General features: G+C 70.3%; 13 protein-coding genes. 7 read left to right on the top strand and 6 right to left on the bottom strand.

Features of this window, described 5'->3' with window-relative positions; all coding sequences use genetic code 11:
- The first annotated feature begins 111 nt into the window (after positions 1–111).
- Positions 112–1380: a phosphoribosylamine--glycine ligase gene (gene purD, locus ACO0LV_RS06055; RefSeq protein ID WP_424786963.1), complete on the top strand. Its 1269-nt coding sequence runs from the start codon at positions 112–114 to the stop codon at positions 1378–1380.
- A gap of 6 nt (positions 1381–1386) precedes the next feature.
- On the opposite strand, the gene ACO0LV_RS06050 is transcribed toward purD, so the two are convergent.
- Positions 1387–2556: a TNT domain-containing protein gene (locus ACO0LV_RS06050; protein ID WP_424786962.1), complete on the bottom strand. Its 1170-nt coding sequence runs from the start codon at positions 2554–2556 to the stop codon at positions 1387–1389.
- A 60-nt stretch (positions 2557–2616) separates the two neighbouring features.
- Here ACO0LV_RS06050 and ACO0LV_RS06045 point away from each other — a divergent pair, with 60 nt between their 5' ends.
- The 4 genes from ACO0LV_RS06045 to rnhA all read left to right on the top strand — a co-directional run bounded on the left by ACO0LV_RS06045 (position 2617) and on the right by rnhA (position 4992).
- Entirely contained in the window at positions 2617–3510 is an 894-nt protein-coding gene (locus ACO0LV_RS06045; protein WP_424786961.1) for a phosphoribosylaminoimidazolesuccinocarboxamide synthase, read from the top strand.
- 37 nt (positions 3511–3547) lie between these two features.
- Entirely contained in the window at positions 3548–3802 is a 255-nt protein-coding gene (gene purS / locus ACO0LV_RS06040) for a phosphoribosylformylglycinamidine synthase subunit PurS (RefSeq protein ID WP_424786960.1), read from the top strand.
- Positions 3802–4476, top strand: coding sequence for a phosphoribosylformylglycinamidine synthase subunit PurQ (purQ, locus tag ACO0LV_RS06035; RefSeq protein WP_424786959.1), 675 nt, complete (start codon positions 3802–3804; stop codon positions 4474–4476). Before purS ends, purQ begins: the two co-directional genes overlap by 1 nt.
- A gap of 81 nt (positions 4477–4557) precedes the next feature.
- Positions 4558–4992 carry a ribonuclease HI gene (gene rnhA, locus ACO0LV_RS06030; RefSeq protein WP_424787004.1) on the top strand — a complete coding sequence of 145 codons (435 nt, stop codon included), beginning with the start codon at positions 4558–4560 and terminating at the stop codon, positions 4990–4992.
- A gap of 40 nt (positions 4993–5032) precedes the next feature.
- Here rnhA and ACO0LV_RS06025 read toward each other — a convergent pair whose 3' ends face one another.
- The 5 genes from ACO0LV_RS06025 to ACO0LV_RS06005 all read right to left on the bottom strand — a co-directional run bounded on the left by ACO0LV_RS06025 (position 5033) and on the right by ACO0LV_RS06005 (position 10420).
- The gene (locus ACO0LV_RS06025) at positions 5033–5758 is read right to left on the bottom strand and encodes a metal-dependent transcriptional regulator (protein WP_424786958.1); all 726 of its coding nucleotides are present in this window, start codon (positions 5756–5758) and stop codon (positions 5033–5035) included.
- 24 nt (positions 5759–5782) lie between these two features.
- Entirely contained in the window at positions 5783–8782 is a 3000-nt protein-coding gene (locus ACO0LV_RS06020; protein WP_424787003.1) for a glycine--tRNA ligase, read from the bottom strand.
- 68 nt (positions 8783–8850) lie between these two features.
- On the bottom strand, positions 8851–9534 hold the full coding sequence (locus tag ACO0LV_RS06015) for a GAF and ANTAR domain-containing protein (RefSeq protein ID WP_424786957.1): 684 nt from the start codon (positions 9532–9534) through the stop codon (positions 8851–8853).
- A gap of 80 nt (positions 9535–9614) precedes the next feature.
- A complete protein-coding gene (locus ACO0LV_RS06010; RefSeq protein WP_424786956.1) occupies positions 9615–9989 on the bottom strand; it encodes an STAS domain-containing protein in 375 nt (124 codons plus the stop codon).
- On the bottom strand, positions 9986–10420 hold the full coding sequence (locus tag ACO0LV_RS06005) for a hypothetical protein (protein WP_424786955.1): 435 nt from the start codon (positions 10418–10420) through the stop codon (positions 9986–9988). Before ACO0LV_RS06005 ends, ACO0LV_RS06010 begins: the two co-directional genes overlap by 4 nt.
- Before the next feature lie 268 nt (positions 10421–10688).
- Between ACO0LV_RS06005 and ACO0LV_RS06000 the strand changes: the two genes are divergently transcribed.
- Together ACO0LV_RS06000 and ACO0LV_RS05995 are read left to right on the top strand one after the other, a co-directional pair.
- A complete protein-coding gene (locus ACO0LV_RS06000; protein ID WP_424786954.1) occupies positions 10689–12563 on the top strand; it encodes a glycoside hydrolase family 15 protein in 1875 nt (624 codons plus the stop codon).
- Positions 12560–13525: a TIGR03885 family FMN-dependent LLM class oxidoreductase gene (locus ACO0LV_RS05995; RefSeq protein ID WP_424786953.1), complete on the top strand. Its 966-nt coding sequence runs from the start codon at positions 12560–12562 to the stop codon at positions 13523–13525. The genes ACO0LV_RS06000 and ACO0LV_RS05995 overlap by 4 nt, the downstream gene beginning before the upstream one ends.
- Positions 13526–13593 lie beyond the last annotated feature (68 nt).

Raw genomic sequence — 13593 nt, 5'->3', positions numbered from 1 at the left:
GGTCCGTCACTGACCGTATCGGGTTCGTCCAGGACTGCCAGCCCAGGGAGCGCGGGCGCGGGCCGGACAGGTGCGGGACGACCCGGGTCAGGACGGGTAGTCTTGACGACCGTGAAGATTCTGCTCATCGGCGCCGGTGCCCGCGAACATGCTCTCGGCCGCGCGTTGCGCGAGGACCCGTCGGTGTCCGAGGTGTTCGCCGCCCCGGGCAATCCGGGGATCGCGCAGGTGGCCACCACCTTCGAGGTGGATATGCTCGACGGCACTGCGGTGGCGCAACTGGCCACGGACCTCGGTGTGGACCTGGTGGCCATCGGGCCGGAGGCCCCGCTGGTGGCCGGCGTCGCCGATGCGGTGCGCGAAGCCGGGATCGCCGTGTTCGGCCCCAGCAAGGAGGCGGCACGGCTGGAGGGGTCGAAGGCGTTCGCCAAACAGATCATGGCCGACGCCGGGGTGCCCACCGCGATGGCACACGTGTGCACGACCGCCGCCGAGGTGGAGACCGCGATGGCGGACTTCGGCGCTCCGCACGTGATCAAGGACGACGGACTGGCTGCCGGCAAGGGGGTGGTGGTCACCGGTGACCGTCTCGCGGCGCTCGCCCACGCGCAGGGTTGCCTGGGCAAGCCGGGAGGGGCGATCGTGGTGGAGGAGTTCCTGGACGGTCCGGAGATCTCCCTGTTCTGCCTGTCCGACGGCAGGACCGTGGTGCCGCTTGCGCCCGCGCAGGACTTCAAGCGGCTGGGCGACGGCGACGCCGGGCCGAACACCGGCGGCATGGGGGCCTACTCCCCGCTGCCTTGGGCGCCCGCGGACCTGGTGGAGCAGGTGGTGGAGCGGGTCGCCCAGCCCACGGTCGATGAACTGGCGCGCCGCGGCACCCCCTTCGTCGGCTTGCTCTACTGCGGCCTGGCGATGACCTCGCGCGGGATCCGCGTGATCGAGTTCAACGCCCGCTTCGGTGACCCCGAGACCCAGGTGGTCCTGGCCCGGCTGGACTCCCCGCTGGCCACGGTGCTGCACGCCACCGCGACCGGCACCCTGGACCGGATCCCGCCGCTGCGCTGGTCCGAGGAGGCCGCTGTCACGGTGGTGCTGGCCTGCCCGGGTTACCCGGAGGGGCCCACCCTCGGTTCGGCGATCAACGGCGTGGCCGAGGCCGAACAGGTTCCGGGCGTGCACGTGCTGCACGCCGGTACCGTGACCGACGACGCCGGCGCGCTGGTCTCCGCGGGGGGCCGGGTGCTGTCCGTGGTGGGGACCGGTGCGGACCTGGCCGTGGCGCGCCAGAGGGCATATGAGGCCATGACCCGGATCGATCTGGAGGGGTGTCTGTTCCGCACCGACATCGCCGCCCCGGAGCGACTGCCGGTGGGCTGAGCCCACTCAGTCGACCGGCTGGACCTGCAGTAGCACCCCGGTGCGGACCAGGTCCCGCAACCCCTGGTGGCGGGCGCCCTCGACGCGGAAGCGGATCCCACCGCCGGGCTGATCGAACCAGGGCGGCACGATCTCGGCCTGGGCCTCTACCGGCGCAGCGGCCATCAGGACCACCTGGCCGGCGCCGGGCCCGTTGGCACTCTCCGGCAGGGACCGGAGCGGCCAGGGCGTCTGCCAGGGAAAGAAGTAGAGCCCGTCCAGCACCCCGATCCGGTCGAACGGCACGCCGGCGGCCAGGTTGGTGATGATCCCACCCGGCCCGGCGCGCTCCAGCCGACGGAGCAGGTCGGCGTAGGCGGGCTGGGCGGCCTGGGCGCGCCGGGCAAGATCGGCCCGGGGAAGCGGTGTGGGCGCCGGAAGCGGCTGGTGCACGTAGTCCCACACCGCCCGGCAGCCCAGTTCCTCGGTGGAGTACTCGGCGATGAACTCGTGCTGGCCGTAGTCGATGATCTGCAACGAGTAGTGCGCGCTGGAGTGACGCACCAGCGTCACGGTGCCCTCGAAGGGCGCCACGTCACTGCCGGGCAGGGCCACCCCGCCGGCGGGGAAACCCGCCCGATCCAGGGCCTGGCGCAACCGGGCGGTCTCATCGCCGGCGACCACCTGCACGGCCAGCCACGGCAGCAGGTGGTTGCGATCGCGGGGGTAGCGGCGCAGGTCCGCGACCCAGCGTGCCTCATCCGGTACCGGCGCGCCGTCGGGACGCTCCAGCATGGAGCCACCGGGGGAGTTCCAGTACGGGCGCTGGGTGTAGTTGAAATACAGCGACGGTTGCCCCCCGGTGAGGCGCACCACCGCCGACAGCCACGTTCCGGTGCCGGGCCTCGCCATCAGAGCCCGCAACTGTGCCATCTGCACCGTGACCGACTCGGGGACCGGCACCCGGGCCGCGCTCTGCTCGGTGCCCACCAGGAGCCGGCCGCTGTGGTGGGTGCCTGCCTGGGACCACTCCAGGTGCACCACCGTACGGGGGGAGGCCCCGTCGTCGTCGGCCTGTCCGCCCTCGGTATGCGCAGCCGCACCCACGCCCCCCGCGTGCTCGGCGGCAACCCGCAGGTGCCCGATGACCGACTCCGCGAGCTCGCGTTCGCCGTCGGGCAGGTCTGCAGGGGTCATCACCGCATTATCACCGGCCGTGACCTGTCGATGCACACCTGGGGGTGATTGACTAAAGGGGTGCACACCAACGCCCCTGACCTGCCCGGCTGGCGCCACGTCTACTCCGGCAAGGTCCGAGACCTGTATGAACCCATCTCCGGGCCCCCCGACCGGGTGCTGGTGGTGGCCAGTGACCGGATCAGCGCCTATGACCACGTGCTGACCTCGACGATCCCGGACAAGGGGGCGGTGCTGACGGCGCTGAGCCTGTGGTGGTTCGAGCGGCTGGCCACGCTGGTGCCGAACCACGTGATCTCGGTGGAGGTGCCGGCCGCGGTAGCGGGCCGGGCGATGATCTGCCGGCGCCTGCAGATGTTCCCGGTGGAGTGCGTGGCCCGGGGCTACCTGACCGGTTCGGGCCTGGCCGAGTACACCCGCGACGGCACCGTGTGCGGTATCGAGCTTCCCGACGGGTTGGTGGACGGTTCGAAGCTCCCCGAGCCGATCTTCACCCCGGCCACCAAGGCCCGGGTCGGGGAGCACGATGAGAACGTCACCTTCGCCCAGGTCGCCCGCCTCATCGGCGACGACGACGCCGCACGGCTGCGCGACGTCACCCTGGCGGTGTACACCCACGCCGAGGAGATCGCCGCCGGGCGCGGGGTGATCCTGGCCGACACCAAACTGGAGTTCGGGCGGGACCCCGGCAGCGGTGCCCTGGTGCTCGGCGATGAGGTGCTCACCCCCGACTCCTCCCGGTACTGGCCCGCCGAGCACCACGACCCTGGGCGCCCCCAGCCCAGTTTCGACAAGCAATACGTGCGCGACTGGCTCACCTCCCCCGAATCCGGCTGGGACCGGGCCGGCACCGAGGCCCCGCCGCCGCTGCCCGAGGACGTCGTCGAACGCACCCGCCGGCGGTACCTGCAGGCCTACGAGCGCATCACCGGGCAGGCCTTCACCGCGGGATAGGATCGACCCCGGAGCCCACACGCAAGGAGTTGCATTCATGGCACGTGTCGTCGTCGAGGTCATGCCCAAACCGGAGATCCTGGACCCGCAGGGCAAGGCCGTGGCCGGGGCGTTGTCCCGGGTCGGCATCGACGGCTTCAGCAGCGTGCGCCAGGGCAAGCGGTTCGAACTCGAGGTGGACGGTGAGGTCACCGAGGACATCCTGGCCCGGGCCCGCACCGCTGCCACCGACATGTTGTCCAACCCGGTGATCGAGGACGTGGTCTCGGTGCACGTGCTGGAGCAGGACTGATGGGCCGCATCGGCGTCGTCACCTTCCCGGGAAGCCTCGATGATCGCGACGCCGCCCGGGCGGTCCGCCTGGCCGGCGGGGAGCCGGTGCGGTTGTGGCACGGCGACGACGACCTGGCCGGGGTGGACGCGGTGGTGCTGCCCGGCGGGTTCTCCTACGGTGACTACCTACGCGCCGGGGCGATCTCCCGGTTCGCGCCCTTGATGGGTTCGGTGATCGACGGGGCCCGGGCCGGGCTGCCGGTGCTGGGCATCTGCAACGGCTTCCAGATCCTGTGCGAGGCGCACCTGTTGGCCGGGGCGATGGTGAAGAACACCGACCTGACGTTCCTGTGCCGGGATCAGCGGCTGCGGGTGGAGAACACCAACACCGCGTGGACCTCCGCGTTCAGCCCGGGCGCGGAGATCACCGTGCCGCTGAAGAACCAGGACGGACAGTTCATCGCCGACGAGGCCACCCTGGATGAGCTCGAGGGCGAGGGCCGGGTGGTGTTCCGCTACCTCGGCAACCCGAACGGGTCCCGGCGCGACATCGCCGGCATCACCAACGCCCGCGGGAACGTGGTGGGCCTGATGCCCCACCCCGAGCACGCGGTGGAGGATGGGTTCGGGCCGGGCACCGACGGGCTGGGGTTGTTCACCTCCGCGCTGTCGGGGCTGCTGGAGACTGCCTGAGTGGGGCACGCGCAGACCACCGGTGCGCCCGGTGACGGCTTCGGCGATGACTCCGGCGGTGCCGACCTGCCCGAGGTGCACATGTGGACCGACGGGGCGTGCAAGGGCAACCCCGGCATCGGCGGGTGGGGCGTGCTGATGCGCTCCGGACCGCACTCGAGGGAGCTCCGGGGCAGCGAGCCGGTGACCACCAACAACCAGATGGAACTGACCGCGGTGATCGAGGGACTCTCGGCGCTGAAGACCAAGTGCCGGGTGCACCTGCACGTCGACTCGGTCTACGTGATGAAGGGCATGCAGGAGTGGATCGCCGGTTGGAAGCGCAACGGCTGGCGGACCGCGGCGAAGAAGCCGGTGAAGAACTCCGAGTTGTGGCGCGCCCTGGATGAGCAGGTGGCCCGCCACCAGGTGCGCTGGATCTGGGTGAAGGGCCACTCCGGCGACCCGGGCAACGAACGCGCCGACGAGTTGGCGAACCTGGCGATCGAGGACCTGCGCGCACAGTCCGGCGCCTGACCGCCGGCAGCCGACCGCCCCGTCCGGACGCGCGCCGGACTCAGGGTCTGATGCTCGCTCGATGGCTGTCGGCCGCGAGCCAGATCGTCCGGGCGGCGACCATGCCCAGGTCGGTCCGCTCCGCCGGCTTGTCGTCCCCGCCCGCCGCGCGGAGCGGCTCAGCCACGATCCGCACCACCCCGGCGCCCTCCTGCCGGTCGTGCACCCGCAGGTGGGTGCCGACCTCGATGCCGTGCCCGGTCAGGTAGCGCAGTACCGCCGGGTCGTCGTCGCTGATGCGCGCGATCGTTCCGCATGCGCCGGACTCCACCTCCGAGAGCATCCGGGCGCTGGTCGCCACCATCACCCCGTCCCGGTCCGGGATCGCGTCCCCGTGCGGATCGTGGGTGGGAAAGCCCAGGTCCTCCTCGATGCGTTCGATGAAGGTGTCCGAGGCGGCGTGCTCCAGGTGTTCGGCCTCGTCGTGCACCTCGTCCCAGGAGTAGCCCAGCCGCTCCACCAGGAACGTCTCCAGCAGTCGGTGCCGGCGGGCCATCTGCACCGCGGCGCGGCGCCCCGCCGGGGTCAACTCCACCCCGCCGTAGGGTTTGTGCGCCACCAGTCCGTCGGCTACGAGTTTGCGCACGTTCCCCGAGGCGGTGGAGGCGGCCACCCCCATCCGCTCGGCGAGTTCGTTCACCGCCACCGGCCCGGGATGCCATTCCTGCACCTTGAAGATGGTGCGCAGGTAGTCCTGCGCCATCCTGGTCAGGGAGTCGATATGCACGGCGGCCCGCTGTCCCAGCGTTCCTCAGCGCACCGACAGTGCCGTGTCCAGGCCCGCCCAGTCCACATCCCCGGGCACCCGTTCGGCCACCGCGGCCAGCAACTCCAAGCGAGCCTGGCGCAGGTCCTCCTGCGGTGCCATCACCAGGATCGCGTCGAAGAAGGTGTTCACCGACGCGACCAGGTCGGCAGAGTCGTCGGTGAACCCGGTCAGGGATGACGAGGGCGGGAGCGCGTCCAGCGTGTCCCGCAGCGCGAGCTCGGCCTTCTCGGTGAGCAGGTCCGAGGCCGGTCGGGCCGCTGTGCCCGGCGGCACGATCCGGTTGATGCGCTGCACCACCGCCACCAGGGCGGCGAAGTCGGCCCGGTCCAGCAGGTCGTCCAACTCCGCCAGCGTCTGATCCACCCGGGCCGGGCGGTCCATCGCCGGCCCGACGGCGGTGACCAGCTCGGCGCGGATGCCTTCGTCGCGCAGCAACTGGGCGAAGCGGGACTCGGCGAACTCCGCGGCGGCCTGCACCTGCTCGGGGCCGGCGGCGACGTCCTGCGCGCGCAACCGGTCGGCCGCAGCCTGCAGCACGGTGCGCAAGGTCAGGGCCTCGACGAAGGGCGCCTGCTGCAGGGAGCGCAGGATCCGTACGATGCCCAGTGCGGCCCGGCGCAACCCGAACGGGTCGGAGGATCCGGTGGCCTTGGCGCCGGTGGCCAGCAGACCCACCAACAGATCCGCTCGGTCGGCGAGCGCCAGTAGCACCCCGGGCACGGTTTTCGGGGTGGCGTCGGCGCTGGTGCGCGGCTGCTCGGTCTCGACCAGTGCGGTGGCCACCGCCTCGGACTCCCCGGTGCGCCGGGCGTACTCCCCGGCAACGAACCCGGCCAGGGAACTCATCTCGATCACCATCTGGGTGGCCAGGTCGAACTTGATGAGTTCACCGGCTCGGTTCAGCGTGGTCCGGTCCGCATCGGTCACGTGCACGAGCTGCCCCAGCACCGTGGCCACGTCGGCGATCCGGCGGGCGCGCAGGCCCACCGAGCCGAGACCGTCGGCGAAGGTGAGTTTGTCGAGCCCGGGGACGAAGGCGTCCAGGTCGCCCGACTCCAGATCGGCGTTCCAGAAGAACAGGGCGTCCTCGTAGCGGGCGCGCAGCACCGACTCGTTCCCGCGGGCCACTGCGGCCTCATCGCAGGCGCCGTTGGCCATGGTGATGAAGTGTGGCAGCAGCGCTCCGTCGGCGTCGCGCACCGGTAGGTACCGCTGGTGGGTCGCCATCACGGTGGTGAGTACCTGCTCGGGCAACTCCAGGTAGCGGGCCGCGAAGTCCCCTCGGATCCCCACCGGGGTCTCCACCAGGTTCGCGATCTCGGCGACCAGTCCCGCCGTCGCCTCGGCGTCGATGCGCCCACCGACCTCGGCAGCCAATTCCTGGGCCCGGCCGAGCACCTGCTCGCGCCGCCGGGTCACCGAGAGCTCGATGCCGCGCTCGGCCAGCGCTGGGCGCAACTCCTCGGCGCTCGCGACATCGACGGTGGGATGGTCATCGAGCCGGTGCACGTGCGTGGTGCGCCCGGCCACCAGGCGCGAGGCCGCGGCCGGCACCACCACGGGCCCCCACAGCGCCACCAGCCAGCGGATCGCGCGGGAGTAACTCAGTTCCGGGTCGGACCAGCGCATGTTCTTGTCCGCCCGCAGCCCGGTGACCACCTGGGTGACCAGCGGCCCGAGCACGTCCAGCACCCCGCGTCCGGGCACGTTCACCCGCACCGCGGCGTGGGTGTTCCCCCCGATCTCGGCCTCCTGCACGTCGGCCGGCTCCACCCCCTGGCCGCGCATGAATCCTTGCAGCGCCTTGGACGGGGCGCCGGAGTCATCGAAGGCGGCGTCCCACTTGGGCCCCTTACGCCACTGCACGGCGTCGGCCTCACGGGCAGCGACGTCGTCGACCGTCACCACGATCCGGCGCGGGGTGGCATCCACGTGCACGTCCCCGTGCTCCAGGCGGGTGGCGCCCAGCGCCTCCCGCACCGCGGCTCCGACCGCCTCGACCGATTCATCCACCACGTGCGGGGGCAACTCCTCGACCCCGATCTCGAGGGCGAACACCTGCGCCTGTGCGGGCAGTGCGTCCTGGTCGACGGCCGGCAGTCGTACCGGCTCGGCCGGGGTGTCCTTCAGCAGCGGGAAGCCCAACTCCTCACGCCGGTCCACCCACAGTGCCGAGATCTCCCGGGCCAGGCGGCGCATGGTGCCGAAGGCCTTGGCGCGCTCGGTGGTGGAGATCGCTCCGCGCGCGTCCAACACGTTGAAGGCGTGGGAGGACTTCAGCAGGTAGGTGTGCCCGGGCACCGGCAGGCGCGCCTCGATCATCCGCTTGGCCTCGGACACGTAGTGCTCGTACAGCGACTGGTTCGTGGCCACGTCGGCGTCGTCGAGGTAGTACCGGGACATCTCGTACTCGGTCTGCCCGAACGCCTCGCCGTAGGTGATGCCGGGGGCGTAGGCGAGGTCGGCGAAGTGGTCCACGCCCTGCACCGCCATCAGGATCCGCTCCAGCCCGTAGGTCAGTTCCACCGGTACCGGGTCCAGGTTCTGCCCGCCGACCTGCTGGAAGTAGGTGAACTGGGTGATCTCCAGTCCGTCCAACCACACCTCCCAGCCCAGTCCCCAGGCGCCGATCGCGGGCTGTTGCCAGTTGTCCTCCACGAACCGCACGTCGTGGGCGCGCAGGTCGATGCCCAGCGCCTCCAAGGAGCCGAGGTAGAGCTCCTGGGGGTTGGCCGGCTCCGGCTTGAGGATCACCTGGAACTGGGTATGGGTCTGCAACCGGTTCGGGTTCTGCCCGTACCGGGAATCATCCGGGCGAACCGACGGCTCGACGTACGCCACGTTCCACGGCTCGGGACCCAGCACCCGCAGCACGGTGGCCGGGTTCATCGTCCCCGCCCCGACCTCGGTGTTGTACGGCTGCGTGATCAGGCAGCCGTGGGAGGTCCAGTACTCGGTGAGCGCGCGGATCGCGTCTTGCATGGTCAGCACCGCTCTAGGCTACCGAGTCCGCGACCAGGCGCGCCGACGCCGCGGTCGGGAAGGGGGGCTCAGAGACGCATCCGCAGGTTCACGATCGCATCGGACACCGCGTGTAGCGAGGTGTGTTGGGCGCGGGCGTGCCGGCGGATTCGCTGGAACGCCTCCTCCACGTCGATGTCATGGGTCTGCGCGATGATGCCCTTGGCCTGCTCGATCACCACCCGGGATCTGAATGCCTCCTGCAATTGATCGTTCAGGCGGCGCTGGTGCGCGTGGTCGGTGGAGTTGATCAGGTAGACCGAGGCGGCGTCGGCGAAGAGCGTGGCGATGGTCAGATCCTGTCGGGACCACTCCCGGCGTTCCGCGCTGTAGAGGTTGAGGGCTCCGATGGTCCGTTCCTCGACCTTCATCGGGATGCCGGCCACCGAGGTGATTCCACTGCCGGTAGCCAGGGAGCAGTAGCGTGGCCAACGGTCGGTCACCGCGGCGATGTCGTCGATCGCGACGACCTCACCGGTGCGGAACGCCTCCACGCAGGGGCCACCGGGTCCGTCGCGCTGTTCCTTCTCCAACTCCGCGAGTGAGGCAGGTACCGCGGTGATGAACTCCAGCGTGCCGTCCCGGGTGAGGCTCACCCCGGCGCCGTGCAGGTCGAGCAATTCCTGGACCCTGGCGGCCAGGTCCTGCAGGACGGTCAACACGTCGTAGGGCGCGAGCAAGGTCCGGAGAAACTCCGAGATCTCCGCCAGCACAGTGCCGTTCCCCTCCGACTGGCCGGGTGTGGGAACGTGAGGTCCAGCGCTGGGTGGCGCGCCGTTACGCATCACTCACCTTAGCACCCGTGAACACCGGCTCCGTGGCCTCCCGCACCCCCAGCATGGCTTCCGTGCGGCCCGGGGTCAACGGTGAAGACCTCCTTCAGACCGGTGACCTGCAGCAGGAAGCGCATGATCGCAGGGGGTTGGATCAGGACCGGCTTCCGGCCCGAACTGGTGGCGAGCGCGGTGATGGCGCTCAGGCCGCTGGCGTCAACGAACGTCACCGCGCTGGCGTCGACGTAGGCCACCGTCGCGGCTTCGCGGACCGGCCCGATCAGCTCCCGCGCCCGGGCGGTGATCATGCAGTCGAGTTCCCCGGAAATGACGATGTGCAGTCGTGCCGTGCTGACATCGAGGATCTCGATGGCGCCGCCCACACTCGGGCTCACGGCCCGGTCGCCGGGCTCGGGAGCAGCGCTTCGGTTCTGCGGACCAGGTCCTTGGGCCCCTCGCCCGGCGCTGCCACGCTCAGGGCAACCTCAACCTGGAAGGACGCGGCCCCCTCCATCCAGCGCAGGCGATCGAGGCACAGTCGTGCGCGGTCGGCGTATTCGACCAGGTCCAGGATGGTGCCGCGGGCCAGCATCCGGACCTGCCCGCCCACGGTATAGACCGAGGAACACTCCGGGACCGTGCGGCGGAGGTGGGACTGGGCATCGTCCATCACCACCTCGACCAAGGGCTCGGGACACTCGCATCCGAACCGCAGGTCGGCATAGACAAGGCCGATGCGATCGGCCCGGCGAGCATGAAACTCCAAGCGGAGCAATTCGAGGAACTCCGCTCCATCACCGGCTGACTCCACACGTACTGCGGCCACCATGGCACTCCAAGGTCACAGGAACGAACTGCAGTACTGGGCAGTTCCCATCACCGGGAGTCTGGGGTGATCCGGCGTCCACAGCCTTGTCGGAGCGCCAGGAACAGATTGTATCGCCGGCTCTGTCCTGCGACAACGTGTCGTATCCCACAGTCGCACCCTCGCGGCGCAGCGCGCGAGCATCAGCACCGCCCGGGGGTGGGTGAGGCAGCGGGAGGAGCCCCGTCTGCACATGCGCGACCGCCCCAACTGCGGTAGGAACGAAGCGATGAGCACGCCCCTTGAGCACTACGCCCTCCTGTCGGATCTGCGCACCGGACCGCTGGTGTCCCGGGACGGCAGCATCGACTGGCTGTGCCTGCCCAGGTTCGACTCCCCGGCGGTGTTCTCGGCCATCCTGGGCGATGCCGAGGACGGTCGCTGGAAGCTCTCGGTGCCGGACGGGGAGGTGGTCGAGCGGCGATACCTGCCGCAGACGTTCGTCCTGGAGACCGTGTGGCGCAGCCGGACCGGGCGTGTCCGGATCACCGACTTCCTCCCGCCCAGCACCTCCCAGGGTGACCTGGTGCGCCGGGTGGAGTGTCTGGAGGGGCACGCCCGGGTGGAGCACGACCTGCGCCTGCGGTTCGACTACGCCCGCGCCACGCCCTGGACCAGGGAGATCGAGCGGGACGGTCAGGAGCGTTGCCTGCTGGCCCTGGCAGGGCCGGACGCGATCCTGATCACCGGCCCGCTGCTGCACTGGCCCGGCAACGGCGACGGCGGCGGGGAGGACGACGACGGCACTGCCGCGTCGGTGGCGGAGCACCCCGGCACGCAGCCGGCGGAAGGCCGGCGCGCCCCACGACTGGTCGGATCGTTCAACCTGGACGCCGGGGACGTACTGGACTGGGACCTGACCTGGTTCAGTTCCTATCGGGACGTGCCGGAGCCACCCGATGCGGACCGGGCCCTGGCCAGCACCGTGCGGTTCTGGACCGACTGGGCCAGCCATTTGCAGGTGGACACCGACCACCAGGACCTGGTGCTGCGCTCGCTGCTGGTGCTGCGGGCGCTGACCCACCTGGACACCGGGGGGATTGTCGCGGCCCCCACCGCCTCGTTGCCGGAGTACTTCGGTGGCGGGCGCAATTGGGACTACCGCTACACCTGGTTGCGCGACGCCGCCCTGACCATCGAGGTCGCGATCGCGCACGGCTTGACCCGAGGTGCCACGTTGTGGCGGGACTGGTTGCTGCGCGCGGTCGCCGGGGACGCCGATGAGGTCAAGATCATGTACGGGCTGGGCGGGGAGCGTGAGCTGACCGAGACCGAGTTGGAGCACCTGGCCGGATACGAGAACTCCCGCCCGGTACGCGTGGGTAACGGAGCCGCGGACCAGTACCAGGCGGACGTGGTGGGCGAGGTGATGATCGCACTGCACGAACTGCGCGAAGCCGGCGTGGCCGAGAATGAGTACACCTGGGGCCTGCAGAAGAGCCTGCTGGCCTATTCCGAGGCCAACTTCGACCGGCAGGACCACGGCATCTGGGAGATGCGCGGGGACACCCACTACTTCACTCACGGGCGCGCGATGATGTGGGCGGCTTTCGACCGTGGCGTGCGCGCGGTGGAGGAGCACGGGTACGACGGGCCCGCCGAGCGGTGGCGCGAACTGCGCGATCGGTTGGCGGATGAGATCGAGGAGTACGGCTTCAACGCCGACTTGAACTCCTACACCCAGACCTATGACAACACCGAGGTGGATGCCTCCCTGCTGCAGTTGCCCCACACCGGGTACATCGCCTACGACGACCCACGCATGCTCGGCACGGTCGAGCGGATCGAACAGGATCTGGTCACCTCCGACGGCCTGGTGTACCGGTACCGGATCGAGGCGGGGATGGACGGGCTCGAGGGCGAGGAGTACCCGTTCGTGATGTGCACCTTCTGGTTGGTGGAGCAGTACGCCAACTCCGGGAGGCTGGACCGCGCTCGGGAGGTGATGGACCACATGGTGGCCCAGGCCAGCGACCTGGGTCTGCTCGCCGAGCAGTACGACCCCGAAACCGGGCGCCAGGCCGGCAACTTCCCCCAGGCATTCAGCCATATGGGCCTGATCCGGGCAGCCGACGCGATCCAGGCCGCCGCGGAGGACAGATGACGACCGCGTACGGATTCCACGCCTCGCACGAGCAGATCTCCCCGGCCCAGTTGCTCCGGGACGTGCAGCAGGCCGAGCGGGCCGGATTCGAGATGGCGATGTGTTCGGACCACTTCGCGCCCTGGTCGGTGCGCCAGCACCACTCCGGATTCGCCTGGTCGTGGCTGGGAGCGGCGCTGGCGACCACCGACTTCGACCTCGGCACCGTCTGTGCGCCCGGACAGCGTTACCACCCCGCGATCATCGCCCAGGCCAGCGCCACCCTGGCCCAGATGTTCCCCGGCAGGTTCTGGGTGGCGCTCGGAACCGGCCAGAACATGAACGAGCACATCACCGGCGATGCCTGGCCGGGCAAGGACCAGCGCCAGCAGCGGCTGGAAGAGTGCGTCGGCGTCATCCGGGCCCTGCACGAAGGTGAGGAGGTCACCCACACCGGGCACGTCGTCGTCGATCGTGCGCGAATCTACTCCCTGCCCGGCACCCCGCCGGAACTGATCGCCCCGGCGCTCAGCCCCGGCACCGCCGCGCGCGGGGCCGGCTGGGCCGATGGGCTCATCACGATCAATGACGACGCCGACTCGGTGCGGCAGATCGTCGACGCCTACCGCGGTGCCGGTGGCCGGGGGCCGTTGTCGGTGCAGGTGCACGTGTGTATCGCTGAGTCCATGGTGCAAGCCCGCCGGATCGCCCGGGACCAGTGGCGCAATCACGCGATACCGGCGCCGTTGCAGCATGACCTGCCCACCCCGGAGTACCTCGACATGGCCGGGGAGCACGTTCCGGATGAGGAGATCGCCAGTGGCGTGATCATCACCGACTCGGTACCGGACCTGGTGACGCGCCTGCGCACCTACGAGGACCTGGGCTTCGACCGGATCTATCTGCACCACGTGGCCCAGGACCAGCAACCGTTCCTGGAACTGGCCGAACAGGAGTTGCTGCCGGCACTGCGGAGCCGCTGAGGCACTGTGCCCACGACGTGCTCTTGCGGGCGGTGACGCCGCGGCCGGGAAGTGGGCGATACTGGCGG

It is taken from the genome of Pseudactinotalea sp. Z1739, from assembly GCF_049725055.1.
Taxonomy (GTDB): domain Bacteria; phylum Actinomycetota; class Actinomycetes; order Actinomycetales; family Beutenbergiaceae; genus CALKWS01.
This window is presented reverse-complemented; position numbering and strand designations above follow the sequence as displayed.